Origin of the sequence: Bradyrhizobium sp. CW1 (assembly GCF_023100665.1) — a bacterium.
GTDB lineage: Bacteria > Pseudomonadota > Alphaproteobacteria > Rhizobiales > Xanthobacteraceae > Bradyrhizobium > Bradyrhizobium canariense_D.
The window spans coordinates 4,042,929-4,067,599 of record NZ_CP064684.1 but is presented as its reverse complement, the minus strand read 5'-3'; the positions used below and the strand labels follow the sequence as shown (position 1 = coordinate 4,067,599).

The 24,671-nt window shown below is 64.2% G+C and carries 26 protein-coding genes; 15 read left to right on the top strand and 11 right to left on the bottom strand.

Features of this window, described 5'->3' with window-relative positions:
• From IVB54_RS19995 to pncA, 3 genes are all read right to left on the bottom strand, one after another.
• Nucleotides 1-2,034 carry an NAD(+) synthase gene (locus IVB54_RS19995; RefSeq protein ID WP_018457892.1) on the bottom strand — a complete coding sequence of 678 codons (2,034 nt, stop codon included), beginning with the start codon at nt 2,032-2,034 and terminating at the stop codon, nt 1-3.
• A gap of 146 nt (nt 2,035-2,180) precedes the next feature.
• Nucleotides 2,181-3,296 carry an alpha/beta fold hydrolase gene (locus IVB54_RS19990; RefSeq protein WP_018457893.1) on the bottom strand — a complete coding sequence of 372 codons (1,116 nt, stop codon included), beginning with the start codon at nt 3,294-3,296 and terminating at the stop codon, nt 2,181-2,183.
• Between the two features lie 16 nt (nt 3,297-3,312).
• Nucleotides 3,313-3,951: a bifunctional nicotinamidase/pyrazinamidase gene (gene pncA, locus IVB54_RS19985; RefSeq protein ID WP_018457894.1), complete on the bottom strand. Its 639-nt coding sequence runs from the start codon at nt 3,949-3,951 to the stop codon at nt 3,313-3,315.
• A 254-nt stretch (nt 3,952-4,205) separates the two neighbouring features.
• On the opposite strand from pncA, the gene glk reads away from it, so the two are divergent.
• The 3 genes from glk (at nt 4,206) to IVB54_RS19970 (ending at nt 5,831) form a co-directional block, all read left to right on the top strand.
• A complete protein-coding gene (gene glk, locus IVB54_RS19980) occupies nt 4,206-5,177 on the top strand; it encodes a glucokinase (RefSeq protein ID WP_018457895.1) in 972 nt (323 codons plus the stop codon).
• A gap of 143 nt (nt 5,178-5,320) precedes the next feature.
• Nucleotides 5,321-5,524 carry a hypothetical protein gene (locus IVB54_RS19975; protein WP_018457896.1) on the top strand — a complete coding sequence of 68 codons (204 nt, stop codon included), beginning with the start codon at nt 5,321-5,323 and terminating at the stop codon, nt 5,522-5,524.
• 142 nt (nt 5,525-5,666) lie between these two features.
• Nucleotides 5,667-5,831 carry a hypothetical protein gene (locus IVB54_RS19970; protein WP_162847220.1) on the top strand — a complete coding sequence of 55 codons (165 nt, stop codon included), beginning with the start codon at nt 5,667-5,669 and terminating at the stop codon, nt 5,829-5,831.
• A 62-nt stretch (nt 5,832-5,893) separates the two neighbouring features.
• Here the strand turns inward: IVB54_RS19970 and IVB54_RS19965 are convergent, their stop codons facing one another.
• The gene (locus IVB54_RS19965; RefSeq protein WP_026233459.1) at nt 5,894-6,271 is read right to left on the bottom strand and encodes a response regulator; all 378 of its coding nucleotides are present in this window, start codon (nt 6,269-6,271) and stop codon (nt 5,894-5,896) included.
• A gap of 111 nt (nt 6,272-6,382) precedes the next feature.
• A complete protein-coding gene (locus IVB54_RS19960; protein ID WP_018457899.1) occupies nt 6,383-7,174 on the bottom strand; it encodes a Spy/CpxP family protein refolding chaperone in 792 nt (263 codons plus the stop codon).
• A gap of 483 nt (nt 7,175-7,657) precedes the next feature.
• Between IVB54_RS19960 and IVB54_RS19955 the strand changes: the two genes are divergently transcribed.
• The 6 genes from IVB54_RS19955 to IVB54_RS19930 all read left to right on the top strand — a co-directional run bounded on the left by IVB54_RS19955 (nt 7,658) and on the right by IVB54_RS19930 (nt 13,807).
• Nucleotides 7,658-8,998: an extracellular solute-binding protein gene (locus IVB54_RS19955; RefSeq protein WP_026233460.1), complete on the top strand. Its 1,341-nt coding sequence runs from the start codon at nt 7,658-7,660 to the stop codon at nt 8,996-8,998.
• 147 nt (nt 8,999-9,145) lie between these two features.
• Nucleotides 9,146-10,084, top strand: coding sequence for a sugar ABC transporter permease (locus IVB54_RS19950; RefSeq protein ID WP_007590928.1), 939 nt, complete (start codon nt 9,146-9,148; stop codon nt 10,082-10,084).
• Nucleotides 10,084-10,995, top strand: a complete 912-nt coding sequence (locus tag IVB54_RS19945; protein WP_018457902.1) for a carbohydrate ABC transporter permease — start codon at nt 10,084-10,086, stop codon at nt 10,993-10,995. The genes IVB54_RS19950 and IVB54_RS19945 overlap by 1 nt, the downstream gene beginning before the upstream one ends.
• 6 nt (nt 10,996-11,001) lie before the next feature.
• Nucleotides 11,002-12,102 carry a sn-glycerol-3-phosphate ABC transporter ATP-binding protein UgpC gene (gene ugpC / locus IVB54_RS19940; protein ID WP_018457903.1) on the top strand — a complete coding sequence of 367 codons (1,101 nt, stop codon included), beginning with the start codon at nt 11,002-11,004 and terminating at the stop codon, nt 12,100-12,102.
• A 33-nt stretch (nt 12,103-12,135) separates the two neighbouring features.
• Complete coding sequence (locus IVB54_RS19935; RefSeq protein WP_018457904.1) at nt 12,136-13,125, top strand: hydroxyacid dehydrogenase; 990 nt, start codon at nt 12,136-12,138, stop codon at nt 13,123-13,125.
• 184 nt (nt 13,126-13,309) lie between these two features.
• Nucleotides 13,310-13,807, top strand: coding sequence for a hypothetical protein (locus IVB54_RS19930; RefSeq protein WP_026233461.1), 498 nt, complete (start codon nt 13,310-13,312; stop codon nt 13,805-13,807).
• Between the two features lie 33 nt (nt 13,808-13,840).
• On the opposite strand, the gene IVB54_RS19925 is transcribed toward IVB54_RS19930, so the two are convergent.
• Nucleotides 13,841-14,338 carry a DUF1993 domain-containing protein gene (locus IVB54_RS19925; protein ID WP_018457906.1) on the bottom strand — a complete coding sequence of 166 codons (498 nt, stop codon included), beginning with the start codon at nt 14,336-14,338 and terminating at the stop codon, nt 13,841-13,843.
• Between the two features lie 138 nt (nt 14,339-14,476).
• Here IVB54_RS19925 and IVB54_RS19920 point away from each other — a divergent pair, with 138 nt between their 5' ends.
• From IVB54_RS19920 to IVB54_RS19910, 3 genes are all read left to right on the top strand, one after another.
• Nucleotides 14,477-15,259, top strand: coding sequence for a transporter substrate-binding domain-containing protein (locus IVB54_RS19920; RefSeq protein ID WP_018457907.1), 783 nt, complete (start codon nt 14,477-14,479; stop codon nt 15,257-15,259).
• Between the two features lie 172 nt (nt 15,260-15,431).
• A complete protein-coding gene (locus IVB54_RS19915) occupies nt 15,432-16,295 on the top strand; it encodes a DUF2147 domain-containing protein (RefSeq protein ID WP_018457908.1) in 864 nt (287 codons plus the stop codon).
• A 177-nt stretch (nt 16,296-16,472) separates the two neighbouring features.
• Nucleotides 16,473-16,823 (top strand): hypothetical protein, encoded by a 351-nt coding sequence (locus IVB54_RS19910; RefSeq protein ID WP_007590916.1) that lies wholly within the window; start codon nt 16,473-16,475, stop codon nt 16,821-16,823.
• 143 nt (nt 16,824-16,966) lie between these two features.
• Here the strand turns inward: IVB54_RS19910 and IVB54_RS19905 are convergent, their stop codons facing one another.
• Nucleotides 16,967-17,371 carry a cupin domain-containing protein gene (locus IVB54_RS19905; protein ID WP_018457909.1) on the bottom strand — a complete coding sequence of 135 codons (405 nt, stop codon included), beginning with the start codon at nt 17,369-17,371 and terminating at the stop codon, nt 16,967-16,969.
• A 25-nt stretch (nt 17,372-17,396) separates the two neighbouring features.
• On the bottom strand, nt 17,397-18,095 hold the full coding sequence (locus tag IVB54_RS19900) for a ribonuclease activity regulator RraA (RefSeq protein WP_018457910.1): 699 nt from the start codon (nt 18,093-18,095) through the stop codon (nt 17,397-17,399).
• Nucleotides 18,096-18,340: 245 nt separating this feature from the next.
• Here IVB54_RS19900 and pxpB point away from each other — a divergent pair, with 245 nt between their 5' ends.
• From pxpB to IVB54_RS19885, 3 genes are read left to right on the top strand one after another with little or no spacing between them, the layout of a single operon-like run.
• On the top strand, nt 18,341-19,072 hold the full coding sequence (gene pxpB, locus IVB54_RS19895) for a 5-oxoprolinase subunit PxpB (RefSeq protein WP_018457911.1): 732 nt from the start codon (nt 18,341-18,343) through the stop codon (nt 19,070-19,072).
• A complete protein-coding gene (locus IVB54_RS19890) occupies nt 19,069-20,106 on the top strand; it encodes a biotin-dependent carboxyltransferase family protein (RefSeq protein ID WP_018457912.1) in 1,038 nt (345 codons plus the stop codon). The genes pxpB and IVB54_RS19890 overlap by 4 nt, the downstream gene beginning before the upstream one ends.
• A 32-nt stretch (nt 20,107-20,138) precedes the next feature.
• Complete coding sequence (locus tag IVB54_RS19885) at nt 20,139-20,909, top strand: 5-oxoprolinase subunit PxpA (RefSeq protein WP_018457913.1); 771 nt, start codon at nt 20,139-20,141, stop codon at nt 20,907-20,909.
• On the opposite strand, the gene IVB54_RS19880 is transcribed toward IVB54_RS19885, so the two are convergent.
• The 3 genes from IVB54_RS19880 to IVB54_RS19870 form a co-directional block, all read right to left on the bottom strand.
• The gene (locus tag IVB54_RS19880; protein ID WP_007590908.1) at nt 20,910-21,062 is read right to left on the bottom strand and encodes a hypothetical protein; all 153 of its coding nucleotides are present in this window, start codon (nt 21,060-21,062) and stop codon (nt 20,910-20,912) included.
• A gap of 199 nt (nt 21,063-21,261) precedes the next feature.
• Nucleotides 21,262-22,869, bottom strand: a complete 1,608-nt coding sequence (locus tag IVB54_RS19875) for a sulfite reductase subunit alpha (RefSeq protein WP_018457914.1) — start codon at nt 22,867-22,869, stop codon at nt 21,262-21,264.
• Complete coding sequence (locus IVB54_RS19870) at nt 22,866-24,647, bottom strand: NirA family protein (RefSeq protein WP_018457915.1); 1,782 nt, start codon at nt 24,645-24,647, stop codon at nt 22,866-22,868. Before IVB54_RS19870 ends, IVB54_RS19875 begins: the two co-directional genes overlap by 4 nt.
• Nucleotides 24,648-24,671: the final 24 nt, after the last annotated feature.

Here is a 24,671-nt window from a genome sequence, read left to right as displayed (position 1 = left end):
TCAAACCGGCACATTCCGCTCGAGATCTTCAAGCCACGCCGCAGCGCTCGAATCCGACGGCGCACGCCAGTCGCCGCGCGGCGACAACGAGCCGCCGGCCGAAACCTTGGGTCCGTTCGGCATCGCCGAGCGCTTGAACTGGCTGAAAGCGAAGAAGCGGCGCAAGAACACCTCCAGCCAGCGGCGTATTTCCTTGAGATCGTAGGCCTTGCGCTTGTCGGTCGGAAATGCCGGCGGCCACTCGCCCTGGGCAACGTCTTTCCAGGCCTGCAGCGCCATAAAGGCGATCTTGGACGGCCGCATGCCGAACCGCAGCGTGTAGAACAGGTTGAAATCCTGGAGCTCGTAGGGGCCGACCGAAGCTTCCGTGCTCTGCGGCTTCTCGCCGGGCTCAGCCGGAACCAGCTCCGGCGAGATTTCGGCCGACAGGATCGATCCAAGCGTTTGGTTGACGTCGTCGGTGAACTGCTTGGAGGCAATCACCCAGCGGATCAGATGCTGGATCAGCGTCTTCGGCACCCCGGCGTTGACGTTATAGTGCGCCATCTGATCGCCGACGCCATAGGTGCACCAGCCCAGCGCGAGTTCGGAGAGATCGCCGGTGCCAATCACGAGGCCGCCATGATGGTTGGCGAGCCGGAACAGATAGTCCGTGCGCAGACCCGCCTGCACATTCTCGAATGTGACGTCATAGACCTTCTCGCCCTTGCCGAAGGGATGGCCGATGTCCTTCAACATCTGCGTCGCCGTGGTGCGAATGTCGAGCTCCTGCCAACTCGTCTGCAACGCCTTCATCAGCGCCAGCGCATTGGTCTTGCTGTCGCTGCCGGTGGCAAAGCCCGGCATGGTGTAGGCGAGAATGTTCTCTCGCGGCAGGCCAAGAAGGTCGACGGCCTTAGCGGCGACGATCAAAGCATGGGTGGAATCGAGTCCGCCCGAGACGCCGATAACGACGCGCTTGGTACCGGTCGCACGCATGCGCTGGACGAGGCCCGCGACCTGAACGTTGTAGGCCTCATAGCAGTCCTGCTCGAGCAGGCTCTCGTCGCTCGGCACGAACGGAAAGCGCTCGACCTTGCGCAGGAAGCCGATATCGGCGGCCGGCGCCTTCAGGGCGAAGCCGACTTTTCGGAAGAAGGCTTCGCGCTGCCGGCGATTGTCGTCGAACGTACCCATCAGCGCGCGTTCCTGCCTGAGCAGGTCGAGATCGACGTCGGCCAGCGTGATCTGGCCGCCCTGGCGGAACCGCTCGCCCTCGGCCAGCAGCACGCCGTTCTCGTAGATCGAGGTCTGGCCGTCCCAGGCCAAATCCGTGGTCGATTCTCCTGCCCCGGCCGCGGAATAGACGTAAGCCGCGAGGCAGCGGGCCGACGTCGATTGGCACAAGAGCGCGCGCGAGCGGGCGCGGCCGATCGTGATCGGGCTGCCCGAGAGATTGATCAGCACGCTCGCGCCCGCAAGCGCGAGCTCGGAGGCCGGCGTTACCGGGATCCACATGTCCTCGCAGATCTCGACGCCGATGGTCAGGCCCGGAACGTCCTCGGCTGCGAACAGGAGGTCGACGCCGAACGGGGCATGCAGCCCGCCAAAGGCGACCATCTCTCCGACGATGCCGGCGCCGGAGGCGAAATGCCGCCCCTCGTAGAATTCGCGATAGGTCGGCAGGTAGCTCTTGGGCACCACGCCGAGGATCTTGCCGCGATGGATGACGACCGCGCAATTGTAGATCCGATTGCCAAAGCGCAGCGGCGCGCCAACGATCAGGACGGTCATCAGGGACGAGGATGCCTCGACGATGGCCACAAGCCCGCGCTCGACCGCATCGAGCAGCGGATCCTGCTTCACGAGATCTTCGATTGCATAGCCGGACAGGCAGAGCTCGGGGAACACGGCAACCGCCACCGACTGCGCGTGGCAGTCCTTCGCCGCCGCCAGAACCGCAGCTGCGTTGGCCGTGGGATCAGCCACATGAGAGGTGGTGACGCAGGCCGCCACGCGCGCAAATCCGTGGGCATAGATCGAGTGGAAACTCATCGAGCACAGTCCCTTTGTCTCGTCGCGACCGGCCTCCGCCGGCTCTGGACTCCATTTAACCCATCGACATGGCCCCGTGCAGGCCATTCAACGGCATGCATAACGGATTTGCAGCTTCGCTGCCCGGCCGTGCCCTTGAGGCAGTCTCAGGCTCTGCGCGCCAGCATGCCGGGCAGATCGTCGCGCAGCCACTCGGCGATCCGGGGCCAGGCATGGGCGTGGGTCCGCGCGCCCATGAACAGGCCAAGATGGTTGCTGGGCTGGGAGGCCGCCGCAATGAACGCCGGCGGTGTGCCGAGCAAGCCGGCGGTGGCGAGCGCCTGCGCAGCCGGCACGACGTCGTCATCGAGTCCGGCCAAAAGGAAGACCGGCGCCTTGACGTCCTTCAGATCAATCCCGCGGCCGAGTGCCGTGAACTGGCCGCGCGCGATCCGGTTCTCCCGGAAAATCCAGTTGACGATCTCGAGATAGTAGGTGCCGGGCAGATTGAGGGGCTCGGCATTCCAGCGCTCGAAGCGTGCCAGCAGCGCCGCACCGTCCTCGCCGGAGAGGTCGCTCTGCAGCGCCGTCGCGATGTCGTCGCGGCTCGGTGCCTTCGACCAGAGCCGCAGCATCTCTTCGCCGCTGACATTGCCGCCGCCGCGGGCGACGAGCTGGTCGTAGACCATCTCCGGCGCGTTGCGGGCGAGCTGCGACAGCCTGGAGTCAATGGAGAGGTCGACGGGCGCGCCAGCCAGTACCAGCCGCCGCACCTTGGCGGGAAAGCGCGCCGCATAGAGCAGCGAGAGCCAGCCACCCTGGCACAGGCCGACGAGATCGACCGGCGCGCCGATTTCGTCGATGGCGACGTTGAGATCACCGAGATAGCTGTCGATCGAGAGATAGCGCATGTCGGGTGCGGCCGAGCGCCAGTCGGTGAGATAGACCCGGTCGATGCCGCCATTTTGCAGGGACTGCACAACGCTGTGGCCGGGCGCGAAGTCGGCGATCAGGGCCCGGTGCAGCGCATAGGGCGCGCAGACCAGTGCCGGCTGGCCGGCCCCCGTCCGCGCGCAATTACGCAGGCGCATGGTCGCAAGCTCCAGCGCGACGGAGTTGGGCGTGGTCCAAGGCAGGCTGCTGTCGGCCAGCTCCGACGGGCCGCGCTCGAGCCATCCAAAGCAGGCGTCCATGGCAATCCGCGCCGCAGCGAACGGCCACAGCAGCGGGTCATCCGGGACCGGCTCCGGTGCGCGCAGCTGTTTGCCGGTCTTCTCCGCCATGGCTATCCCACGGTCCTCACAGGAAGGCCTCGAAGCTGACGAGCGAAATACCGCGCTCGCGAAAACTCTGATGGGTCGCGGCCACCGAGCCGTCGAGATCGATGCCGCGGCAGGCGTCCTCGATGACGGCGACCTCGAACCCGGCCTTGCGGGCATCGTCCGCCGAGAAGCGAACGCAGAAGTCGAACGCGAGGCCGGCGACGAAGACGGTGTTCAACTCGCGTTCGCGCAAATATCCGAGCAGGCCGGTCGGCGTTGTCCTGTCGTTCTCGAACAGCGCCGAATAGGAATCGATGCCGCGCCGAAATCCCTTCCGCACCACCAGATTTGCGCGGGTGACGTCGAGATCGCGATGAAATTCGGCGCCTGCGGTGCCCTGCACGCAATGGCTCGGCCACAGCACCTGGACGCCGTAGTCGAGCACGATGGTCTGGAACGGCTGTTTGCCCGCATGGTTCGGCGCAAAGGAGACATGATCGCGGGGATGCCAGTCCTGGGTCAGCACCACATTGGCGAATTTTTGGGCGATCCGATTGATGGCGGGGACGACCTTCTCGCCGCCGGGCACGGCGAGCGCCCCGCCCGTGCAAAAATCGTTCTGCACGTCGATGACCAGCAGCACGTCGCGGTCGGAAATCTTCATCGCAAGGTCCATTCCAGGCCATCCGCGCGAGCGGCGCCGAAGGCACGTCTGCAGTGTCGATCTTCCCGGGCTGCTTCGCAACCAACGAGAAGGTGCGGCGATCTGCGCGAATGCGCCCCGTCGGTCCCGGGATGCAACGGTTTGGGCTGATGCGTGTTGACTAGATCCACCCGGGGACGGATTCTGACAGCCGTTCGCGTCTTGCGATCGGATAGAGCGGAGGAAGCGGTTCCCGCAGCCGGAAAGGCTGCGGCAGCCATACGCACATGACCATCGGCAAGACAGGACAGATTCTTCTCGCCGATATCGGCGGCACCAATGCGCGCTTCGCGCTCAGTCAGGGCGATCAGACCGGACCGATCGACTACGTCAAAGTGGCAGACTTCCCGACCGTCCGGGAAGCCATTGCCGATGTTCTCGCGCGTCGCTGCCACGGCCAACCGCCCCCAAGGGCCGTGCTGGCCGTCGCAGGACCGGTGACCAACAACCGCTGCGTCATGACCAACAGCCCATGGGTCATCGACGGCAACGAGCTTCAGCCGGCCCTCGGCTTCGACAGCGTCCATGTTCTTAACGATTTCGAGGTGGTGGCCTGGTCCCTGCCCGCCCTGCAGCCCGCCGACCTGATCCCGCTCGGCGGACAGGATGGCCTTCCCGGAGAGCCGTTGCTGGTGGTTGGCCCTGGAACCGGCTTTGGCGTGTCCTGCCTGGTCGAGCGCCACGGCTCACGGCTGGCCGTCGTCACCGAGGCAGGCCACGCGACCCTGCCGGCGGAGGACGAGCGCGAGGAACGCGTGATCGCGTGCATGCGCCGACGCCTCGGCCATGTCTCCATCGAGCGTGGCGCGTTGTCCGGTTCGGGCCTGCAAAGCCTGTACGAGGCGCTGGCCGAGGTGGAAGGCGCTCAGGTGCCGCATCGCGATGCTGCCGCCATCACGAAGGCCGCCCTGGAAGGCAGTTGCGAGCTCAGCCGCAAGACGCTGGAGATGTTTTGCGCCATCCTCGGCTCGGTCGCGGGCAATCTCGCGGTGACCTTCGGCGCACGCGGCGGCGTTTATATCGCCGGCGGAATCGTGCCGCGCTTTCCTGACTTCCTCGCAGCCTCCGCATTCCGGGCGCGCTTCGAAGCCAAGGGACGCTTCCAGGACTATCTGCGCGACATCCCGACCAGACTGGTCACGAAACCTGATGCGAGTTTCCTCGGCCTGACGATGTTCGCGGAGCACAACCAGCCTTAAACGGCGCGCGCCTCCGTCCGCGGGTTCCAGTCATGCACAGCTGATTGCGCGGCACGCGCGCGCGACGCGGGATCGTGCTTGCGCGCACGTCCCGGATGAGAAACAATCCTAGCTTGTGCGTGGCGTAGTTGCGGGGGCGTGACATGCGTAAGCAGGATCTGGGTTTCGACTATCACCGCTATCACCGCCTGCTGCTCGAGGCGGACGACGAGGGCAAGCGGCTGGCCCTGATCGAGCTCTTGATCGAGGAAAAGGCGCGTGACCGCCTCGCAGCCCAGCGCGCTTCGGACCGCGCCGCCATGACGGCCCACACCATCGCCACGGTGCTGAAGAACGGGCGCCACTGAAACGCGTGATCGCACTCCAGTGCCCGAAAATGCGGTATCGATTGCGATTTCGTTAACGATCCCTCGAAAGCTCGCGTCAAACTTTTTGCTCTAGGAGTTCCCCACCTGATCCAATTCAGGGGCAACAAAGGGGGGAATGAACATGAGCATGATTTCGATCGCCGCGATGCCGGCCACCAGCGAAACGCGTTTGGCCGATTCTTCGTTTTCTTCGTTCAAGACCATCTTGCTGTTTTGCTGCACGGGCCTGGTCGCCTCGTTCGGCCTGATGGCGCGCGGCATCGATCTCGGCGCCGGCCTGATGTGAAGCCGCGACGAATTCCGTCGCGAAATGGCCGCCCCTGATGGGCGGCCATTTTCATTTTGGTCTCAGTTCGGCGTCTTCGCTGCCGCTTCCGGAAACATCGAATCGATCATCGCCTTGAGCTGATCGATCGAAATCGGCTTGCGCAGGATCGGCCGGCGCCTGAGCAAGGACGGCAGCAGCTCCGGACCGTAGCCCGTGGCGAACAAAAACGGCTTCCCGCGACGCTCGATCAGATCGGCGACCGGATCGACGTAGAGGCCCTTGAGATTGATGTCGAGGATCGCAAGATCGTACTGCGCGGTCATGGCGAAAGCGCTGGCGTCCCGAACATTATCCGCTTCCGCGATGACGTGGTGGCCGAGTTCCTCCACCATGTCCGTCATCATCATCCGGATCAACGTCTCGTCTTCGACCAGGAAAACGGAGAGTCCGTCCGCCATATCAACCCCGCCCATCAGCTTCCCAAGCTAATCATAACCGAATTGCGAAGAGCATTCACGAATTCGTGGCGGGGTCCGTTAATTCGACGCGCCCGATCCGATTCCACTTGATCAATCCAATCCTCGTTCGTGGCTGAGCCGCACCATCTCCTGCACGAACACCTGCTTTTGTTTGTCATCGAGGCTCGAATAGAGGGGCTCGGCGGCGTCGGCGACATTGCGCTGGTCGGCAGCGCGGTCGATCAGGAATTGGGCCTCGTTGCGCATCTGCTCGACGATGTCGTCGGGAGGATCCCGCTTGGCGCGCGCAACCCGCAGGTTGAGCCGCTCGGCACCGTTATGCCCGAGGTAGTGCATGGCGCTCGAGAAACCGTACCAGTGCTTCTCCTGCTCGGGCGTGAGGTTCAGCTCGGTCTTGATCCGCTCGATATAGGAGTCGCTGTTGGTGACGATCTGGTCGGCGGTCAATTGCGGCGCGCCGGTCTGGGTGAGGACCGTGACATCCTTGTCCTGCGGCGCGTTCTTCGCCTCCTTGCTCGCCTTGGCGCCCTTGCCCGCCTTGGCGCTCTTGGCATCTTTGTCCTTGCCGGCGCCCTGCTTGGCGTCCTTGGCCGCATCCTTGCTTGCATCCTTGCTCGGATCTCTGGCGGCAGGCGCCTGATTGCCATTATTGCCAACGCCGAGCACGCCGGTGAACACACCGACCACACCGCCGATCGCGCCGCCGAGCACACCGCCGACCGGACCCGCCGCCTTGTTCCCGGCCGCCGCTCCTTCCTGAACCCCTTTGACCAGGCCTTGAGCATTCGCCACCGCGGCTGCGCCGAGCAGCAACACGAAAACGGACCCCAGCGCGAACCATCGTCGCAGGTAAAGCCGCGCGGGCGGCGCCGGGTTGATCATTCTGGTCTCCATCTCGATCTGATTAGGCTCTTGGGGATGAGAACCACCCGCCAGCTGCAACTCTATCGTTTTCACCGCTTCGAGGTCTAGGCGCCGACAAATGCTATCCACGCCCGAAAAGTGTTTGCCGCGAGGTGCTTATGCAGGCTCCTTGGAAACTGCGGCGTAATTGCGCACATGTCGGTCGGGCGCGCCAGCGCCAAGTGTGCGTCGCAAAACAACCGGCCGTGGTTCATGGTCCGCGCATGAGGTCGAGGGCGCTGCCGCGTTCCCGGACACAACGTTAGTTCTAGGCGCAAGCCGTTCGGTTTTCTCGACAGACGCAATCAATCATGATCTGATCGCGCTACCAATTTGCCTTCGAAGCCGACGGCATCAACAAGAAACGTCGAACAAGAAACTTTCGAAAAGAAAATCAAAAGCAGAACTCGGAAGAGTTCAGAGGAACGCCAGAACAATAAAACACCCAAGCGAGGAAACGAGATGTCACGCAAGACACTGACGCGACGTCAATTTGTGGCTGCCACTGCAATGTCCTCCGCGGCGCTGATCACGGCGCCCTATGTCCGAGGCGCTTACGCCGCCGGCAAGCTCTCGATCGGCTTCTGGGACCACTGGGTGCCCGGCGCCAACGATGCCTCCACCGCGCTCGTCAAGGAATGGGGCGAGAAGGAGAAGGTCGAAGTCTCGATCGACTACATCACCAGCAACAACAAGAAGATCGAGCTGACGGCAGCGGCCGAAGCCCAGGCCAAGTCCGGTCACGACATTCTCCAGATGCCGAGCTGGTGGCCGCACGCCTATTCCGAGAATCTCGAACCGCTCAACGACGTCATGGAGCCGCTCATCAAGCAGAACGGCGAGGTGAACGACACCGTCAAATATCTCGGGCGGTCGGGCGGCAAATGGCTCGCAGTGCCCGCGACGCCGGGAAGCCAGATCAAGGGCCCCTGCTCCCGCATAGATCTCATGAAGAAACACGCCGGCATCGACGTGCAGGAGATGTATCCAGTCGGCGCTCCGCCAAAAGCAGACAACTGGACCATGGAGACGTTCCTGAAGGCGGCCGAGGCCTGCCACAAGGCCGGCTTCCCCTTCGGCATCGGTCTCGGCGAGACCACCGACAGCGTCGACACCGCCGGCGCGATCTTCCAGTCGTTCGGCGCCGAGCTCGTCAACGCCAAGGGCGATATCACCGTCAAGACCGATGCAGTGCGGCAGGCGCTCGAATTCTACAAGAAGCTGATCGCCGTCCTGCCCACCGACGCGCCGTCCTGGGACGATGCCTCCAACAACAAATGGCTGATCTCGGGCCGCGGGGCGATGATCCTGAATCCGCCGAGTGCCTGGGCGGTCGCCAAGCGCGACGCACCGCAAGTCGCCGAACAGTGCTGGACGCACGGCTTCCCGTCCGGTCCGAAGGGACGTTTTGCGCCCTTCCTGCCGTACTTCTGGGGCGTCTGGGCCTTTGGCAAAAACAAGGAAGCGGCCAAGAGCTTGCTTGTTCACCTGTCCTCGCCGGCGGCGATCGAGAAGTTCGTCGCGGCGAGCGGCGGGTACGATCTGCCGGCCTACGCGAACATGACGAAGTTCAAGACCTGGGCCGAGGAAGGGCCGCCGAAGGGCACGCTCTTCCACTATCCGGATCCCTACAAGCAGCAGACGATGTCGATCGCCGCGTCTCCGGCGCCGCCGAAGATCGCCCAGCAGATCTACTTCCAGGCGACGCTGACCAAGATGGCGCTGCGCTTTGCGCAAGGAGAGAAGTTGGAAACCGCGCTCGCCTGGGCCGAAGGCGAGTGCGAAGGCTTCATGCGAACCTGAGCCGGGTATGTGCCATGGCGGTTCACGCTTCGCGCGTGAGCCGCCGAGGCACACTCGCTCGATCCGCTTGCCGAATGAAGCCGACGGCTGCGCCGGCTTCGCCGTCCTACATGTCCTGCTACGTGTCCTGCAAAAGAGGCTAACGTCATGGCCGATGTCGTCGTTGAGCAAGGCCGTCCCGCTCGAGCTGCGAGCCCGCGCAAACGGGCGAGCCTGCGCAATGCAATGGGACGGAAATCGACCGTCGCGTTCTTCCTGACGCTGCCGCTGATCCTCCTGATCGCCCTGCTCGTGCTCTATCCCGCCTTCTATTCGGTCTACCTGGCGACGCTGAACAAGGCGATGACGAAGTTCGTCGGTCTCAGCAACTTCACCTTCCTGTTCAAGCGCGAAACGTTCTGGATGGTGGTGAGACAGTCCTGCATTTTTGCGATTACCGCCGTGGTCTTCAAGGCGCTGATCGGCTTCATCGTCGCGCATTTCGTCCACAACATTCCCGGCAAGAAGCAACGTAAATGGCGCGGCATGCTGCTGGTGCCTTGGGTGATCCCACCGGCGATGAGCACGCTGGCATGGCTGTGGCTGTTCGATCCCTCCTACAGCGCCTTCAACTATACGCTGTCGTTCTTCGGCATCGGTCCGATCCCGTGGCTCGGTGACACCTTCTGGGCGCGTTTCTCCGTCATCCTCGTCAACGTCTGGTACGGCGCGCCGTTCTTCCTGATCATGTACCTGGCCGCCTTGAAATCCGTACCCGACCAGCTCTACGAAGCCGCAGCGATCGACGGCGCCAATTGGTGGCAGAAGATCTGGCACATCACCCTGCCGATGATGCGCAACATCATCGCCATCACCACGCTGTTCTCGCTGATCGTCACTTTCGCCAATTTCGACATCGTGCGCATCCTCACCTCCGGCGGTCCGCTGGACCGGACGCATTTGTTCGCCACCTGGGCGTTCCAGGTCGGCATCCAGAGCAGCGACATTCCGCTCGGCGCCTGCGTCTCGCTGTTCATGGTGCCGATCCTCGCCGTCGCAGCGGTCTTCATCCTGCGCGATGTCAACAAACGTGGGAACGAAGCCTGATGAGCACGCTCGCAATCGACAAGGCCGGACCGACACGCAAGGTCAAGCTTCGAAGCATGAGCCGCGACCGCACCTGGGCGCTGCGCTGGTCCTACTTTTTCCTGGTGCTGTTTGCGATCTTCTTCCTGATCCCGCCGATCTACATGCTGATCACCTCGCTCAAGAGCAGCGCGGAGATCTCGGCCGCCACCAATCCGTGGTGGGTATTTCATCCGACGCTGTCGAACTATGTGGAGCTATTGACCTCGAACCAGTTCCTGCGATTCTTCTGGAATTCGTCGATGATCTCGATCGTGGTCGTGATCGTGACGATGCTGATCAGCATTCCGGCGGCGTTTGCATTGGCGCGGATGAAGTTCTGGGGCTCGGCGACGCTCGCGACCGGGGTCTTTCTCACCTATCTGATCCCGGACAGCCTCCTGTTCATTCCCTTGTTCAAGATGCTCGCGGTGGTCCAGGACGTCACCGGCATCACCCTTCTCAACCGCTGGTACGTGCTGGTGTTCATCTATCCGACGCTGACCGTGCCGTTCTGCACCTGGATCATGATCGGTTATTTCGCCTCGATCCCGAAGGAGCTGGACGAGGCGGCTCTCATCGACGGCGCCTCCTGGCTCCAGACCCTGACGCGGATTTTCATTCCGGTTGCCCTCCCTGGCCTGATCGCAGCGACCATCTTCGCCTTCACCGTGTCCTGGGCGCAGTTCCTCTATCCGCTGGTGTTCACGACATCCATCGACCAGCTCGTGCTGCCGGTCGGCATCACCACCACGCTGATCAAGGGCGACGTCTTCAACTGGGGGCAGATCATGACCGGCGCGCTGCTTGGCGCTGCCCCGCCGCTGGTCATCTACGCCTTCCTGATGGACTATTACATTGCCGGCCTGACCGCCGGCGCGACAAAGGGTTGATGTCTTATGGCTGAGGTTGCGTTGCGGAAGGTGGTCAAGCGGTACGACGACGTCGAGGCGGTGCGCGGCATCGATCTCGACATCTCAGACCATGAGTTCATCGTGCTCGTCGGCCCCTCCGGCTGCGGCAAGTCGACGACCTTGCGGATGATCGCGGGACTCGAGGACATCACCGACGGCGACATCATGATCGGCGGGGACGTCGTCAACGACGTGCCGCCGAAGGATCGCGACATCGCGATGGTGTTCCAGAACTACGCGCTCTACCCGCATATGACGGTCGCGGAGAACATGTCGTTCGGGCTGCGGCTCAAGCACTATCCCAAGGCCGAGATCAAGGCGCGGGTGACGGAAGCCGCCCGCCTCCTCGACATCACCGACCTGATCGACCGCAAGCCGAAGCAGCTCTCCGGCGGCCAGCGCCAGCGCGTCGCCATGGGGCGGGCCATCGTGCGCAACCCAAAGGTCTTCCTGTTCGACGAACCGCTGTCCAATCTCGACGCCAAGCTGCGCGTGCAGATGCGGATCGAGATCAAGAAGGTGCACCAGAAAGTGCGCACCACGACGGTCTACGTCACCCACGACCAGGTCGAGGCGATGACGCTGGCTGATCGCGTCGTGGTGATGAACAAGGGTCGGATCGAGCAGATCGGCACCCCGAACGAGCTCTACCACAAGCCGGCGACGCGCTTCGTCGCGGGCTTCATTGGCTCGCCGGCGATGAACTTCATTCCGTGCCGTCTCGAGGACGTTGGCGGCAAGCTCAACGTCCGCCTGACGGATCGCATCTCATTCCCGTTGCCGCCGGCCCGCGCCGCCCGTTACAGCGCGCTGCCCCGATCTGAAAACCTGTTGCTCGGCATCCGTCCCGAACATCTCACGGAATCGCATGCGCATCTCGAGCCGGGTGTCGAGACCTTCGACACCGTGCTTGATGTCACCGAGCCGATGGGAATGGAGACGCTGGTCTATTTCGGACTGGAAGGCACGCCCGTCTGCGGCCGTGTCGATCCCAATGCGGGCGCCAAGGACGGAGCACCCATACGTTTGGCGATGGACCTCAACAATATGCACCTGCTAAACGAGGCGACCGGCGCCGTCTTGTGACGGCCGGCCAAGAAACTCGCGCAGGTAGGGACGATGTCGACCAACAAGAAGAAAATCTTTGTCACGCAAACTTTGTCGCAAGGGGCGCGCGCCCTCCTCACCCAGCGAGATGATATCGAGCTCATCGAGTTTCCGAACCTGATCTCCGCCAGGGATTTCGAGGCCTTGCTGAAGAGCCACGCGCCGGTCCATGGCGTGGCGCTCGGCGCCACCGCTTTCGGCGAGACCGAGCTCGAAGCCTCGAAGGACATGAAGGTGGTGACCCGGATCGGCGTCGGTTACGACGCCGTCGACGTCCCCGCCCTCTCCCGCCGCAAGGTGCCGCTGATGGTCGCCGGCAGCGCGAACTCGCCCTCGGTCGCCGAACAGGCGCTGTTCATGATGCTGACACTGGCAAAACGCGCGCAGGAGATGCACGCCTGCGTGAAAGACGGCAAATGGGCGGACCGTCTCGGCATGCTGCCGTTCGATCTCTACGGCAAGACCGTCCTCATCATCGGCTTCGGCCGCATCGGCACCCGCACCGCCAAGCGCTGCCTGGCGATGGACATGAATGTGCAGGTCTATGATCCCTACAAGGCAGCCGCAGAGATCAAGGCAGCAGGCTGCGAGCCGGTCGCCGACCTCGATGCCGCGCTGCCTCACGCCGATTTCGTCACCATCCACTGCCCGAAGACGCCGGAGACCGTCGGCCTGTTCGATGCGGCGCGGATCGGCCGGATGAAGCCGAAATCCTACCTCATCAACACCGCACGCGGCGGCATCGTGAAGGAAGCGGCGCTGTACGACGCGCTGGTCTCGGGCAAGCTCGCCGGTGCCGGCATCGACGTGTTCGAGGTCGAGCCGCCGCCGGTCAGCAACGCGCTGTTCGCGCTGCCCAACGTCATCATGGCTCCCCACGTCGCCGGCGTCACGGTCGAGGCGGTGAGCCGGATGAGCGAGCAGACCGCGCGCAACATCCTGAGTGTGCTGGACGGCGATCCCATTCGGCAGAACATCATCAATCAGGATGTCCTGGGCTGAGCGCATCTCTGGGCTAGGCGGTTCTCCTGGGCGGGCGGCTGCCCCCGCCTTCGGAACGCCAGAATGAGTCCCATTTTGGTGCAGATCGAGCCCTCACTCAGCCTTAATCAAACCCGCGTAATAGGTCCGGCCGCGGCGGCAGTGGGACAGACTTGCCAGCCGCGTCGAGCTGGAGGATGGACCCTTGTCAGAGATCGACCCGACCGACCACGCGTTGGCGACCATCGCCAGCATCCTGGAGCACCCTGAACCCGTCCTCGTCGTGCGCGAAACCGAGACCGTGCGCGAGACCGAGACCGTCACCGTGACCGAAATGGTGGTTGCTGGTGAGCATGGGGTCGCGGACGAGCCCCCGATGGTCGACGAGCATCCGGTGGTCGAGGAGCAGCCGCTGGTGCCGGAGCACGCCGACGCCGACGGCTACAGCAAGGTCGGCCCCGGGCCGATGGTGGCGATCCGTCTGAAATGGACGGTCCATCGCGGCGATGACGGCCAGTTCTACGTCCACGAGACCATCGGCGAGCAGTCCGTGCCCGTGGTCAGCGGCCCGATGACCGGCGAAGCCGCGGTGCATTTCGTCGACGCGCATGAGGACGAGGCGCATCGGCGCTTCGAAGAGCTGCGCAGCGAGATCGCCGGCCGCAGTTCGCTCGCCGATTACGAGCGCAAGGGCGAAGCCTAGCGCGCTCTCGCGCGAAGTGGATGCCGGTTCGGCTTATCGTCGTCCGAGATAATCCTTCTTCACGAGCTCGACGCCTGCGTGCCGCAACAGGTCGTAGGCGGTCGTGACGTGAAAGAAGAACTGCGGAACGCTGAAGGTCAGCAGCAGCGTCCGCCCGGTGAAGGGCAACTCGGTCCCGTTCTTCAGCCTGAAGAAGACATTCCGCTCCGCCGCAGCATTGATCTCTGCGCGCGGCAGGCTTTCGATGAACTCGATTGACGTCGCGATGCGGGCCTGGAGCCCGGCCATGTCGTGCTCCAGCACCGGCAGCGCCACCGGCTCGCGGTCGGCGAGCAAGGCCGCGGCGACCGTGGCGTGGCGACAGGCCTCGCCGATCTGTTGCGCCAGATCGTACATGTCGGGCGCCATGCGCATGCCGAGCAGGACGGCCGGGTTGAACTTCCGGGCCTCGGCATAGGCAACGCCCTTGTCGAGCAGTGCGGAGAGGTTGCGCAGATACGGCACGAAGAGTCCGACCGAGGCGTCATACATTGAGATCGTCACTTCAAAATTCCCTTCAATTCCGCCTCGCCAGAGACGGGCATCTGGTCTAAATCCAGGCCTCAAGACAGGCCTCGAGAGCTGCACAATGACAGCTTGGACATGGGTGGAAAAGAGATGATCGTTCGAATGACCATTCGAATTCTGGCGACTTTGGCCGTGGTCCTGCTGGCAAACCTTTCGGCCCACGCACAGCAGACGGCGCCGTCCCGCCTCGACGAGATAGTCAAGCGCGGCACTTTGCGCGTCGGCATGACCGGCGACTACAAGCCCTTCACCTATCTCGACAAGACGACGCAGCAATTCAGTGGCTTCGATGTCGACATGGCGGAGGCACTCGGCAAGGCGCTCGGCGTCAAGGTCGAATTCGTGCCGACGGCCTGGCCGAAGCTGATGAAGGATTTCGAGGCCGATCAGTTCGACATCGCCATGGGCGGCGTCTCGGTCACGCTCGACCGGCAGAAGAAGGGCTTCTTCTCCACGCCGATCATGCGCGAGGGCAAGACGCCGATCGCGCGCTGTGCCGATGTCGGCAAATACCAGAGCATCACCGACATCGACAAGAAGGGCACCCGCGTGATCGTCAATCCCGGCGGCACCAACGAGCGCTTCGCGCGTGCCAACATCAAGGACGCCGACATCACCGTCTTCCCGGACAATACCGTGATCTTCGACGAGATCGCCAAGGGCAATGCCGACCTGATGATGACCGACGCCTCGGAGACGCGCTACCAGCAGAAGCAGCATCAAGGCGTGCTCTGCGCGGTGCATCCCGACAAGCCGTTCGATTTTTCCGAGAAGGCCTATTGGCTCCAGCGCGACATGGCGCTGAAGGCCTTCGTCGATCAATGGCTGCATATTTCGATGCAGGACGGCAGCTACAAGAAGATCTACGCCGCCTGGTTCGATTAGGGCCGCGTCCTCCTGTCGCTTGTGCCGGCCAAACTTTGGACCGGCTCCGGTGTTATTGAACCCGAAACGCAGAAGCCACGACTCATACGGTGACAGTGATCTAGATCACTTTTTGCGATCGAACCGGGGCGTAAGCGTCGGTGCGGGGACCACCTGTTTCAGGAGATGCGAAATGAGGAAGCTGTTGGCCACGGCCGCATTCCTTTTGGCGAGCACCGCTGCGCAGGCGCAGTACACCTTCGACTATGGCGGGCGCACCATCCGCATTGATCCCGACCGCGGCACGGTGCAGATCCCCGGCGTCTACGACAACACCGGCCAGGGCAAGGCGAAGAAAGCCAAGAACGATGCCAAGGGGGCTCCCAAAGCGGACCCGCAGGCACCGCAACAGGCCAAGGCTGATCCGCAGCCGCCTGCCGATCCGGCGCCGGCCCCAACACCTGTCACGGCGCCGCCGGCGGCCGAGCAGGCCCCTGTCCAAGCTCCCGTCCAAGCCCCCGTGGCCGTGGCGCCTCCTGCCCCGCCAGCGCCTCCGGCCACCACGGCTAACAAGGCTCCGGCCGAAGAGGCGCTTGTGCCGCCGCCTCAGCCGACCCCAAGTGCTGCCCCGACGGTGGGAGTCGCGCCGCCGGCGCCATCTCCGCCTCCTGTCCCGGCGCCTGCTCCCGTTCAGTCGGCCGCCGTCGCGCCGCCGGCTCCCGCAACCGCGGCCACGCGCGACCTCAATTCACCGCTCGGCGTCTGGCTCACCGAGGAGAAGGAAGGCAAGGTCCGCATCGAGCAATGCGGCAGCAATCTCTGCGGCTACTCGGTCGATTCGAAATCGAACCAGAATGGCGAGCAGGTTCTGATCAACATGAAGCCCGGCAAGGACCAGAACAAGGACCCAAAATGGTCCGGCCGGATCCTCGATCCGAACTCCGGCTCGACCTACGATTCAACCATCGCGCTGAAGGGCACCGATCGCCTGCGCGTGCAGGGCTGCGCCTTCGGCGGCATGTTCTGCGGCGGCCAGACCTGGACGCGGGTGAACTGACTTCCCGCGACACTCTGACCGAGACAAAGGGCCCGCAATGCGGGCCCTTTTGCTTTTACCCCTCGCTTTCCGGGATGTGCGCGACATCACAGAGCCCGTCGCGCGCGTGACAGCCCTCACATCGCCGGTTCCGCGTCCGTGACACGATCCCCGCATAATCAACCCTAGGGGCGTGTCATGAACGGATTTCGCAAGGCTCTCTTCGCCACAATCATAGTCATCGCGTTGCCGGCCGCGCAGGCCAGCGCCAGCACATTCGACGGCGCATGGAATGTCCGCATCTCGTCATCGAGCGAGACCTGCGGCAACGGCTCGACCGTCGCCATCGGCATCAACAACGGTCAGATCGCCTCGAGCAGCGCAATGGTGACGGCGTCGGGCCGCGTCGCGGATGCCGGCAGCATCAATGTCACCTTGAGCACCGGCATCAAGCGCGCCGTCGGCTTCGGCCGCCTCAGCGGCACCTCCGGCTCCGGCACGTGGCGCGGCAGCATGTGCACGGGAACGTGGACCGCCGAGCGGATGTAAGGTGTCGTGCCCCGGACAAGCAGCGACGAGAAGCGTTGCTGCGCAGAGCCGGGACTCAGCAGTCCTGATGCCGTCAAAAGTTTTGGGCCCCGGATCGGCGACGCATCGCCGCGGGGCGATGCGTCTTGTCCGGGGCACGAGAGCTAGCCCAACGCGGCCCCATACTCCGCGTCGCTCACCGGCTCCAGCCACGTCGAATAGACGCCGTCGAGCGCTTCTTGCATGGCGATATGGCACATGCCGTTGGTCGGCGATCCGCCGTGCCAGTGCACCTCACCCGGCGGAATCCAGACGGTGTCGCCGGGACGGATCTCCCTGACGGGCCCGCCTTTGGTCTGAACGCGGCCGACACCGGAGATGACGTAGAGGGTCTGCCCGAGCGGATGATGATGCCAGTTGGTGCGTGCGCCAGGCTCGAACGAGACACGCGAGCAGTTCAGCCGTGCCGGCGCGGGCGCCATGATCACCGGGTCCTGCCAGACGGTGCCGGTGAAATTTTCCTTGGGCGCGCGGCGGGTCAGCCGCGTGCCTGCAACAGTGATCTCCATTGGGATTACCTCGCTTCTTTCCCGATTACTTCTTGCTTGCTGCGTAGCGCGCCTTGGTCTCGGCGTTCATGGGATAGAGGCCCGGGAGCACCGCGCCATTGTTCACCTCGTTGACGATCCAGGCTTCCATCCGCTCCTGCTCGACACCCTCGTTGAGCACTTGTTCGAGCATCGCCTGCGGGATCAGCACGCAGCCGTCCTGGTCGGCAACAACGATGTCGTTCGGGAACACCGCAACGCCGCCGCAGCCGATCGGCTCGCCCCAGCCGACGAAGGTCAGACCGGCGACTGACGGCGGCGCGGCATAGCCGTCGCACCAGACCGGCAGGTTGGTGCCGAGCACGCCCTCGACGTCACGCACGACACCGTCGGTGACGAGTGCGGTGACGCCGCGCTTCATCATGCGCGCGCATAGGATGTCGCCAAAGATGCCGGCGTCGGTGATGCCCATGGCGTCGACCACGGCGATGCAGCCCTCCGGCATTGCCTCGATCGCGGTGCGGGTCGAGATCGGCGACGACCATGACTCCGGCGTCGCCAGATCCTCCCGCGCCGGCACGAAGCGCAGCGTGAAGGCCGGTCCCACCAGGCGCGGCAGACCCGGACGCAGCGGACGCGCGCCGCGCATCCAGATGTTGCGCAGGCCCTTCTTCAGCAGGACCGTGGTGATGGTGGCAGTGGTGATGCCGGCGAGGGTCTTGCGGGCTTCGGGGGACAGCGACATGGAAACAGACGAGCTCCGGATGGGCGGGAAAGAACGCGCATCTTGCGGGGTGCGGGCCTTGCGTCAAGGGCCAACAAGCTACCAATCATGCAGGGCCGCAGCGCTGTTATGCGTCGCGATAACAAGGGTTTATCGCCTCCCCCTGCATTAATTTATTGGACTTGCGGGCGCATTTACGCGAAGCAGGGACGAGCGGAGCTCAAGGCCGAGCCCGCGTATCTCCAGAAGCCCGATTTCGACAGCCCATGTCCGCGACGCTTCCCCCGCCCCGCCTGCTGCCCAGTGGCGACAGCGCCGTCACGGTCGAGTTCAGCCGTACCATCGACGACGACGCCAACCAGCGCGTGCTGGCGCTCGACAAGGCGCTCGCAGCGAGTCCGATCGATGGCATCACCGAGTCCGTGCCGACCTATCGCTCGCTGCTGGTGCATTACGATCCCGGCAAGATCGGCTTCGATGAACTTGGCGAAAAGCTGCTCGCGCTCGCCAGCCGGCCGCTGCCGCCGGCCACCAAGGCCCGCCGATGGCGAATTCCCGTCGCCTATGGCGGCGAGCACGGCATCGACCTCGAGGACGTCGCGAAGGCGCTGAACACCACACCCGACGACATCGTCGCGCGCCACGTCGCCGGCGACTACAAGGTTGCCATGATCGGCTTCACGCCGGGCTGGTCCTATCTCAGCGGCCTCGACAAATCCCTGCAGATGTCGCGGCGGCAGAATCCACGGCTGCTGACGCCTGCCGGCACGATCTCGATCGGCGGCATCCAGGCCGGAATCCAGTGCCTGGCGGCCCCGAGCGGCTGGCACCTGCTCGGCCGCACGCCGGTGCGGACCTATCAGCTCCACCGCAATCCGACCTTCCTCACTGAACCCGGCGATCGCGTGACGTTTTTCGCGATCGACCACAAGACATTCGAGGAACAGGACCGCGCTGCCGGGGCCGGCGAGATCATTGCCGAGCAGGTGGTGGCATGAGCCGGCTCGTGATCGCCAGCATCGGGCCCGCAAGCTCGGTCCAGGACGGCGGACGCCATGGCGCGCAACGCTATGGCCTGACGGTCAGCGGAGCGATGGACCGCCTGTCGCTCGCGGCGGCGAACACGCTTGTCGGCAACGAACCGTTCGCAGCCGCTGTCGAGGTCGGCCCGTTCGGCGCCGCGTTCACCGCGCGCGACGGTGCCGTGCGCGTCGCGATCTCAGGCGCGCCGCGCAATGCGGACATCGCCGGCAGTCCGGTCGCCACGGACACATCGGTGACGCTGAAGGACGGCGAGACGCTGACGCTGGGTTTTGCTCGCGGCGGTGCGTTCACCTATCTGGCGATCGAAGGCGGGATCAAGGGCGAGCCGGTGTTCGGCAGTCTCGCAGTCAACGCCCGTGCCGGTCTCGGCAGCCCCTACCCGCGCCCGCTGCAGGCCGACGACGAATTCAGCGTCGATGCCGCAAGCGGTGCACCGGAACAGCGCATCGAACTGCCGAAGCCGTCGAGCGGTCCGATCCGCGTCCTGCTGGGTCCGCAGGACGACGAGTTCGACGACGCCAACAAGGCGCTGTTCCTCGACAGCGAGTGGAAGATCTCGGCGACCTCCGATCGCATGGGCTACCGGCTCGAGGGCCCCGCGATCAAACATTTGCACGGCCACAACATCGTCTCCGACGGCACGGTTAACGGCAGCATCCAGGTGCCCGGCAACGGCGCGCCGATCGCGCTGATGATGGATCGCGGCACCTCCGGCGGCTACCCGAAGATCGCGACCGTGATCACGGCCGATGTCGGCCGTCTCGCGCAGACCTCGGCGGGAACGGCGTTCCGCTTCAAGGCGGTCAGCATGGCCGAGGCCCAGGACGAGGCGAAGAAATTTGCGCAGCTGATCCGCAACCTGCCCGATCGCCTGCGCTCTGCCGACACCGTGGCGCTCAACATCGAAGCGCTCAGCGATGCCAACGTCGCGGGCTATGCTGTCAGTGCCGTCGACGCCGGGACCTGGCAGGTCGCGGCCGAGCCGTAAACGACAAGACGACCAGAGACGGAGAGCAACCCATGAAGACGATCGATCTCAATTGCGATCTCGGCGAAGGTTTTGGCGCTTGGGAGATGGGCAATGATGCCGCCATGATCGAGCTGGCGAGCTCGGTCAACGTCGCCTGCGGCTTCCACGCGGGCGACCCCGACATCATGCGCCGAACGGTCGAGCTGGCGAAGGCGCGCGGCGTCTCGGTCGGCGCGCACCCTGGCTATCGCGACCTGCACGGCTTTGGCCGCCATCCGATCGCGGGTCTGAAGGCCTCCGAGATCGAGAACCTCGTCGCCTACCAGATCGGCGCGCTGCAGGCGATCGCGACCGCGGCCGGCCACAAGGTAACGCATGTGAAGGCGCATGGCGCGCTCTCCAACGTCGCCTGCGAGGACGACATGACGGCGAAGGCGATCGCCGCCGGCATCAAGGCGGTCGACCCGAGCCTGATTTTCGTCGTGCTCGCCAATTCCAAGCTGGTGAAGGCCGGCGAAGCCGCCAATCTGCCGATGGTGCACGAGGTGTTCGCCGACCGCGCCTATGAGGACGACGGCAATCTCGTCTCGCGCAAGAAGCCCGGTGCAGTGCTGCATGACGCCAAGGCCATCGCCGACCGCGTGGTGCGCATGGTGCAGGACGGCGCGGTGGTCTCGGTCACCGGCAAGGTCATCAAGATGCGCACCGACACGGTCTGCATCCACGGCGATACGCCGGGCGCCGTCGACATCGCGCGCGGTCTGCGGCAGGCTTTGAAGGATGCAGGGATCGAGGTCGCGCCGTTCAAGCGCGGAGCGTGATCAGAACGGGTGTACCGACAGCGTGCCGAACACGATCGCGGCGATGACGGCGAAGGCGCTGTACATTGCGGCATGATGCACGCTCGCACCGGTCCGCCGCGAGAGCGAGCGCGCGTAGAAGTGCAGCCTGGCTTCCGCCGATAGTTCGCGCATGGTCGATCTCCAACGCCCCATTCGGACGATTATGAAGGATCAACCGGGGTGGCGGGCAAGAGACCGGCGGAAATAGCGATGCGGGTTCTCTGAAAACCCCCCATCGCAGGAGCAAATTCTCCTCGCCCGCCACTTCCGAGAATCTTATTCGCTCAAATCCGAGCCAGTTGGAACCGGCTCGATGACCGTAGGATGACATCTAGTAGACGTCAGCCTGGAAGCGGCCCGTCTTCTTGAGTTCTGCGACAAAACTGACGGCTTCGTCGGTCGAACGCGCCCCGAATTGGGCGACGATATCGACCAGTGCACGCTCGACGTCCTTGGCCATGCGTTTGGCATCGCCGCAGATGTAGAAATGCGCCCCCTCGGCGAGCCACGTCCACACCTCGCGGCCGACCTCGCGCATGCGGTCCTGCACATAGAACTTCTTCTCGCCGTCGCGCGACCAGGCCAGCGACATACGCGTGAGCAGGCCCGAGGTCTTCATCGCGTTGAGCTCCTCCTGGTAGAAGAAGTCGCAATCGCTGCGCTGATGGCCGAAGAACAGCCAGTTCTTGCCAGGCGCACCGGTCGCCTTGCGGTCGAACAGGAAGGCGCGGAACGGCGCAATGCCGGTGCCGGGGCCGATCATGATGATCGGCGTCTTCGGATCCTGCGGCAGGCCGAAATTGTGCGCCTTCTGCACATAGACCTTGAGCTTCTCGCCCTCAGCGATGCGCTCGCCGAGGAAGGTCGAGGCAACGCCGATGCGCTTGCGTTTGCCGATCACGTAGCGCACGGAATCGACCGTCAGCGACAGCTTTCCAGGCGTCGCATTGTGCGAGGACGAGATCGAATAGAGCCGCGGCTGCAGCGGCTCGAGCGCCTCCACGAAGGCTTCGGGATGCGGCCGCGTGCCCGAGAACTTCTGCAGCGCCGCCATGACGTCGAGCGTTGCGGCATCGCCATCGGGATCCTCGCCCTGTGCCAGCGCCCGCGCCTTCTCGCGCTGCGCGCCGCCGGTGATGAAGGAGAGCAGTTCGAATAGCGTGTCGGGCGCCGGCGACAACGAGACGTCGTCGATCAGCACCTCGCGCAGCGTCTTGCCGTTGACCTTCGTGGTGTGGGAGGCACCGAGCAACGCGATGACCTGGTCGACGAGGCCGAGCTCGTTCCGCGCGAACACGCCAAAACTGTCACCGACGACGTAGTCGAGTTTGCTCTCGGAGAGATCGAACTCGACGTGATAGGTTTCCTTCTCGGACTTTCCCTTGTTGAGAAGACGGCGCGACAGGAAGGTCGCCGCAACGGGGTTGTCCCGCGAGCGGCCGGGCTCGGCGATCGTCACGGTCACGGCGGGGGCCGCCACCGCGTCTTGCTTGTCAGCCGGCTTTGCCGCCGGCGCCTTATCCAGCTCTTCGTGCAACGACTTCAGCATCCGTGCGGTTTCCTTGCCACCGGGGACGCAGAGGTTGAGGCGCGCTTCACTGCGGCTCGCGATCGCCTCCGAATAGTCGTGGCAATTGTAGCCGCACTGCCCGCAATCCTGCTGCGCCATCGCCGCCATCATCTTGCGCCGCACGGGACGGCCTTCGGCGAGCTTCATCCGATCGGCGATCGGCATGGTCTGGTCGTGCCACGGCGCTTCACCGTCGTCACCGTCACCAGCCTGCATGACCGCGGCGCCCTGCTCCGCCGACAGCGGCGTGGCCGCCTCAGGCGACAGCAGCCCGGCAAAGAAGCCGTTCAGCCAGGAGCGTTGCGCGTCGGAGAACGGGGCGCTCGTGGGAATAATGTCGAGTTTGGGTGGAGGGCTGATCTGGTTCATGAGGACACCTCGGCATCGGCAAGCTTGCGCAGCGTCTCGCCGTCGTGACGGCGCGCAAAGGACAGGAAGGTTTCGTCAGGAGACGAGCGATGGGCGATATAGGCCTTGAGCAGCCCTTCGACCGTCTTCGGCGCGTCCTCGGCCTTGAGGTCGTGATAGACCTCCTGACCGACGTCGGCGTCAGGACCGAACCCGCCGCCGGTGAAGAGATGATAGCCCTCCACCGTGTCCTCCTCGTTGACAGGCACGCGCGCCCCGATCAGACCGATGTCGCTGATGTAGTGCTGGGCACAGGAATGGTGGCAGCCGGTGACGTGGATGTTGACCGGCTTGTCCATCTCGACGCGCGGCTCGCACCATTCGCCGATCTCGGCGGCGTGACGCTTGGTGTTGGAGGCGGCAAAGCGGCAACCGGCATTGCCGGTGCAGGCGATCAGGCCGGCGCGGATGTGCGAGGCCTCGGCCGCGAGCCCGATCTGCTTGATCGCCGCAACGGCAAGCTCGACATTCTCGTCACGCACCCCTGATATCAGCAGGTTCTGCCAGACGGTCAGACGGATCTCGCCGTCACCGAGGTCCAGCGCCACCTTGGCGAGACCCCGCATCTGATCGCAGCTGATCTTGCCGAGCGTCAGCGACACGCCGATCCAGTTCAAGCCGTCCTGCTTCTGCTTGTGCACGCCGATATGCGCCATGCGGTCCGCGGCCGGCCGCGGCGCAAACGCCTCTTCCGTCACGCGCGTGAACGGCGTCTTCAGCCGCTCTTCGACCAGCTTGAGAAAGCCGTCATGGCCCATGGCGTCGAGCACGTATTTCAACCGCGCCTTGTTGCGGTTGGTGCGGTCGCCGTGCTCGATGAAGACGCGCACGATGGCGTCGGCAACGGCGGTAGCGTCTTCAGGCTTGACGACGATGCCGGAATATTTCGCAAAGTCCTTGTGGCCGGTGATGCCGCCGAGGCCGAGGCGGAACCAGATCCCGGGTTCGACGCCGAACCCATCCTTCACCTCATACGCCGTGAAGGCGATGTCGTTGGTCTCCTCGAGCACCGCGATCTTGCCGGCGCCGTCGAAGGCGACGTTGAACTTGCGCGGCAAGCCATACAACGAGCGATCGTTCAGGATGTGGTAGTGCCACTCGCGCGCATAAGGCCGCGTGTCGATCAGCTCCTGCGGATCGATGCCCGCCGTCGGCGTTCCCGTCACGTTGCGGATGTTGTCGGCGCCGGAGCCGCGCGAGCACAGGCCGAGATCCTGTATGCCCTCGATCAGCTTCACGGCGTTCTTCGGCGGGATCTCGCGAAGCTGGAGATTGGCACGCGTCGTGACGTGGCTGTAGGGCCCGCAGGTTTCATCGGCGAGGTCGGCAAGGCCGGACAGTTGCCAGTGCTTCATGATGCCGTTCGGAATGCGCAGACGGCACATGTAGGAGTCCTGCGTCGGCGCGACGTAGAAGATGCCGTAATAGCGCCAGCGGAAATTGTCCGCCGGGCTTGGCGGCGTATTATCGAGCGCCTGCTGGCGGAGACGCGGATAGGCATCGAAGGGATGCTCGTCGCGCTTGACCTTCTCCTGGTCGGCGAGCTTCTTGCCCGCGGCGATCACCTTGTCCTGCGCCTTGATGTGCACGGCATCGGGACCGGTCGGCTCGGCGTTCGCCTTGCCGGCGCCGCCGCCGAGACCGCGACCGACGCGACTGATCTGCAGACCGGTCGTGAAGCCTTCAAGGTAGCGTTTCTGGTCGTCGGTAAAGTCGACTGAGACGGTGTCGAGTTTCATGGTCAGTAACGAAGCTCCTGCGGC

What these genes read in the sequence shown, in the direction of transcription:
- IVB54_RS19995 (WP_018457892.1), bottom strand. Translation starts at nt 2,034, where the DNA reads ATGAGTTTCCACTCGATCTATGCCCACGGATTTGCGCGCGTGGCGGCC.
- IVB54_RS19990 (WP_018457893.1), bottom strand. Translation starts at nt 3,296, where the DNA reads ATGGCGGAGAAGACCGGCAAACAGCTGCGCGCACCGGAGCCGGTCCCG.
- pncA (WP_018457894.1), bottom strand. Translation starts at nt 3,951, where the DNA reads ATGGACCTTGCGATGAAGATTTCCGACCGCGACGTGCTGCTGGTCATC.
- glk (WP_018457895.1), top strand. Translation starts at nt 4,206, where the DNA reads ATGACCATCGGCAAGACAGGACAGATTCTTCTCGCCGATATCGGCGGC.
- IVB54_RS19975 (WP_018457896.1), top strand. Translation starts at nt 5,321, where the DNA reads ATGCGTAAGCAGGATCTGGGTTTCGACTATCACCGCTATCACCGCCTG.
- IVB54_RS19970 (WP_162847220.1), top strand. Translation starts at nt 5,667, where the DNA reads ATGAGCATGATTTCGATCGCCGCGATGCCGGCCACCAGCGAAACGCGT.
- IVB54_RS19965 (WP_026233459.1), bottom strand. Translation starts at nt 6,271, where the DNA reads ATGGCGGACGGACTCTCCGTTTTCCTGGTCGAAGACGAGACGTTGATC.
- IVB54_RS19960 (WP_018457899.1), bottom strand. Translation starts at nt 7,174, where the DNA reads ATGATCAACCCGGCGCCGCCCGCGCGGCTTTACCTGCGACGATGGTTC.
- IVB54_RS19955 (WP_026233460.1), top strand. Translation starts at nt 7,658, where the DNA reads ATGTCACGCAAGACACTGACGCGACGTCAATTTGTGGCTGCCACTGCA.
- IVB54_RS19950 (WP_007590928.1), top strand. Translation starts at nt 9,146, where the DNA reads ATGGCCGATGTCGTCGTTGAGCAAGGCCGTCCCGCTCGAGCTGCGAGC.
- IVB54_RS19945 (WP_018457902.1), top strand. Translation starts at nt 10,084, where the DNA reads ATGAGCACGCTCGCAATCGACAAGGCCGGACCGACACGCAAGGTCAAG.
- ugpC (WP_018457903.1), top strand. Translation starts at nt 11,002, where the DNA reads ATGGCTGAGGTTGCGTTGCGGAAGGTGGTCAAGCGGTACGACGACGTC.
- IVB54_RS19935 (WP_018457904.1), top strand. Translation starts at nt 12,136, where the DNA reads ATGTCGACCAACAAGAAGAAAATCTTTGTCACGCAAACTTTGTCGCAA.
- IVB54_RS19925 (WP_018457906.1), bottom strand. Translation starts at nt 14,338, where the DNA reads ATGTATGACGCCTCGGTCGGACTCTTCGTGCCGTATCTGCGCAACCTC.
- IVB54_RS19920 (WP_018457907.1), top strand. Translation starts at nt 14,477, where the DNA reads ATGACCATTCGAATTCTGGCGACTTTGGCCGTGGTCCTGCTGGCAAAC.
- IVB54_RS19915 (WP_018457908.1), top strand. Translation starts at nt 15,432, where the DNA reads ATGAGGAAGCTGTTGGCCACGGCCGCATTCCTTTTGGCGAGCACCGCT.
- IVB54_RS19910 (WP_007590916.1), top strand. Translation starts at nt 16,473, where the DNA reads ATGAACGGATTTCGCAAGGCTCTCTTCGCCACAATCATAGTCATCGCG.
- IVB54_RS19905 (WP_018457909.1), bottom strand. Translation starts at nt 17,371, where the DNA reads ATGGAGATCACTGTTGCAGGCACGCGGCTGACCCGCCGCGCGCCCAAG.
- IVB54_RS19900 (WP_018457910.1), bottom strand. Translation starts at nt 18,095, where the DNA reads ATGTCGCTGTCCCCCGAAGCCCGCAAGACCCTCGCCGGCATCACCACT.
- pxpB (WP_018457911.1), top strand. Translation starts at nt 18,341, where the DNA reads ATGTCCGCGACGCTTCCCCCGCCCCGCCTGCTGCCCAGTGGCGACAGC.
- IVB54_RS19890 (WP_018457912.1), top strand. Translation starts at nt 19,069, where the DNA reads ATGAGCCGGCTCGTGATCGCCAGCATCGGGCCCGCAAGCTCGGTCCAG.
- IVB54_RS19885 (WP_018457913.1), top strand. Translation starts at nt 20,139, where the DNA reads ATGAAGACGATCGATCTCAATTGCGATCTCGGCGAAGGTTTTGGCGCT.
- IVB54_RS19880 (WP_007590908.1), bottom strand. Translation starts at nt 21,062, where the DNA reads ATGCGCGAACTATCGGCGGAAGCCAGGCTGCACTTCTACGCGCGCTCG.
- IVB54_RS19875 (WP_018457914.1), bottom strand. Translation starts at nt 22,869, where the DNA reads ATGAACCAGATCAGCCCTCCACCCAAACTCGACATTATTCCCACGAGC.
- IVB54_RS19870 (WP_018457915.1), bottom strand. Translation starts at nt 24,647, where the DNA reads ATGAAACTCGACACCGTCTCAGTCGACTTTACCGACGACCAGAAACGC.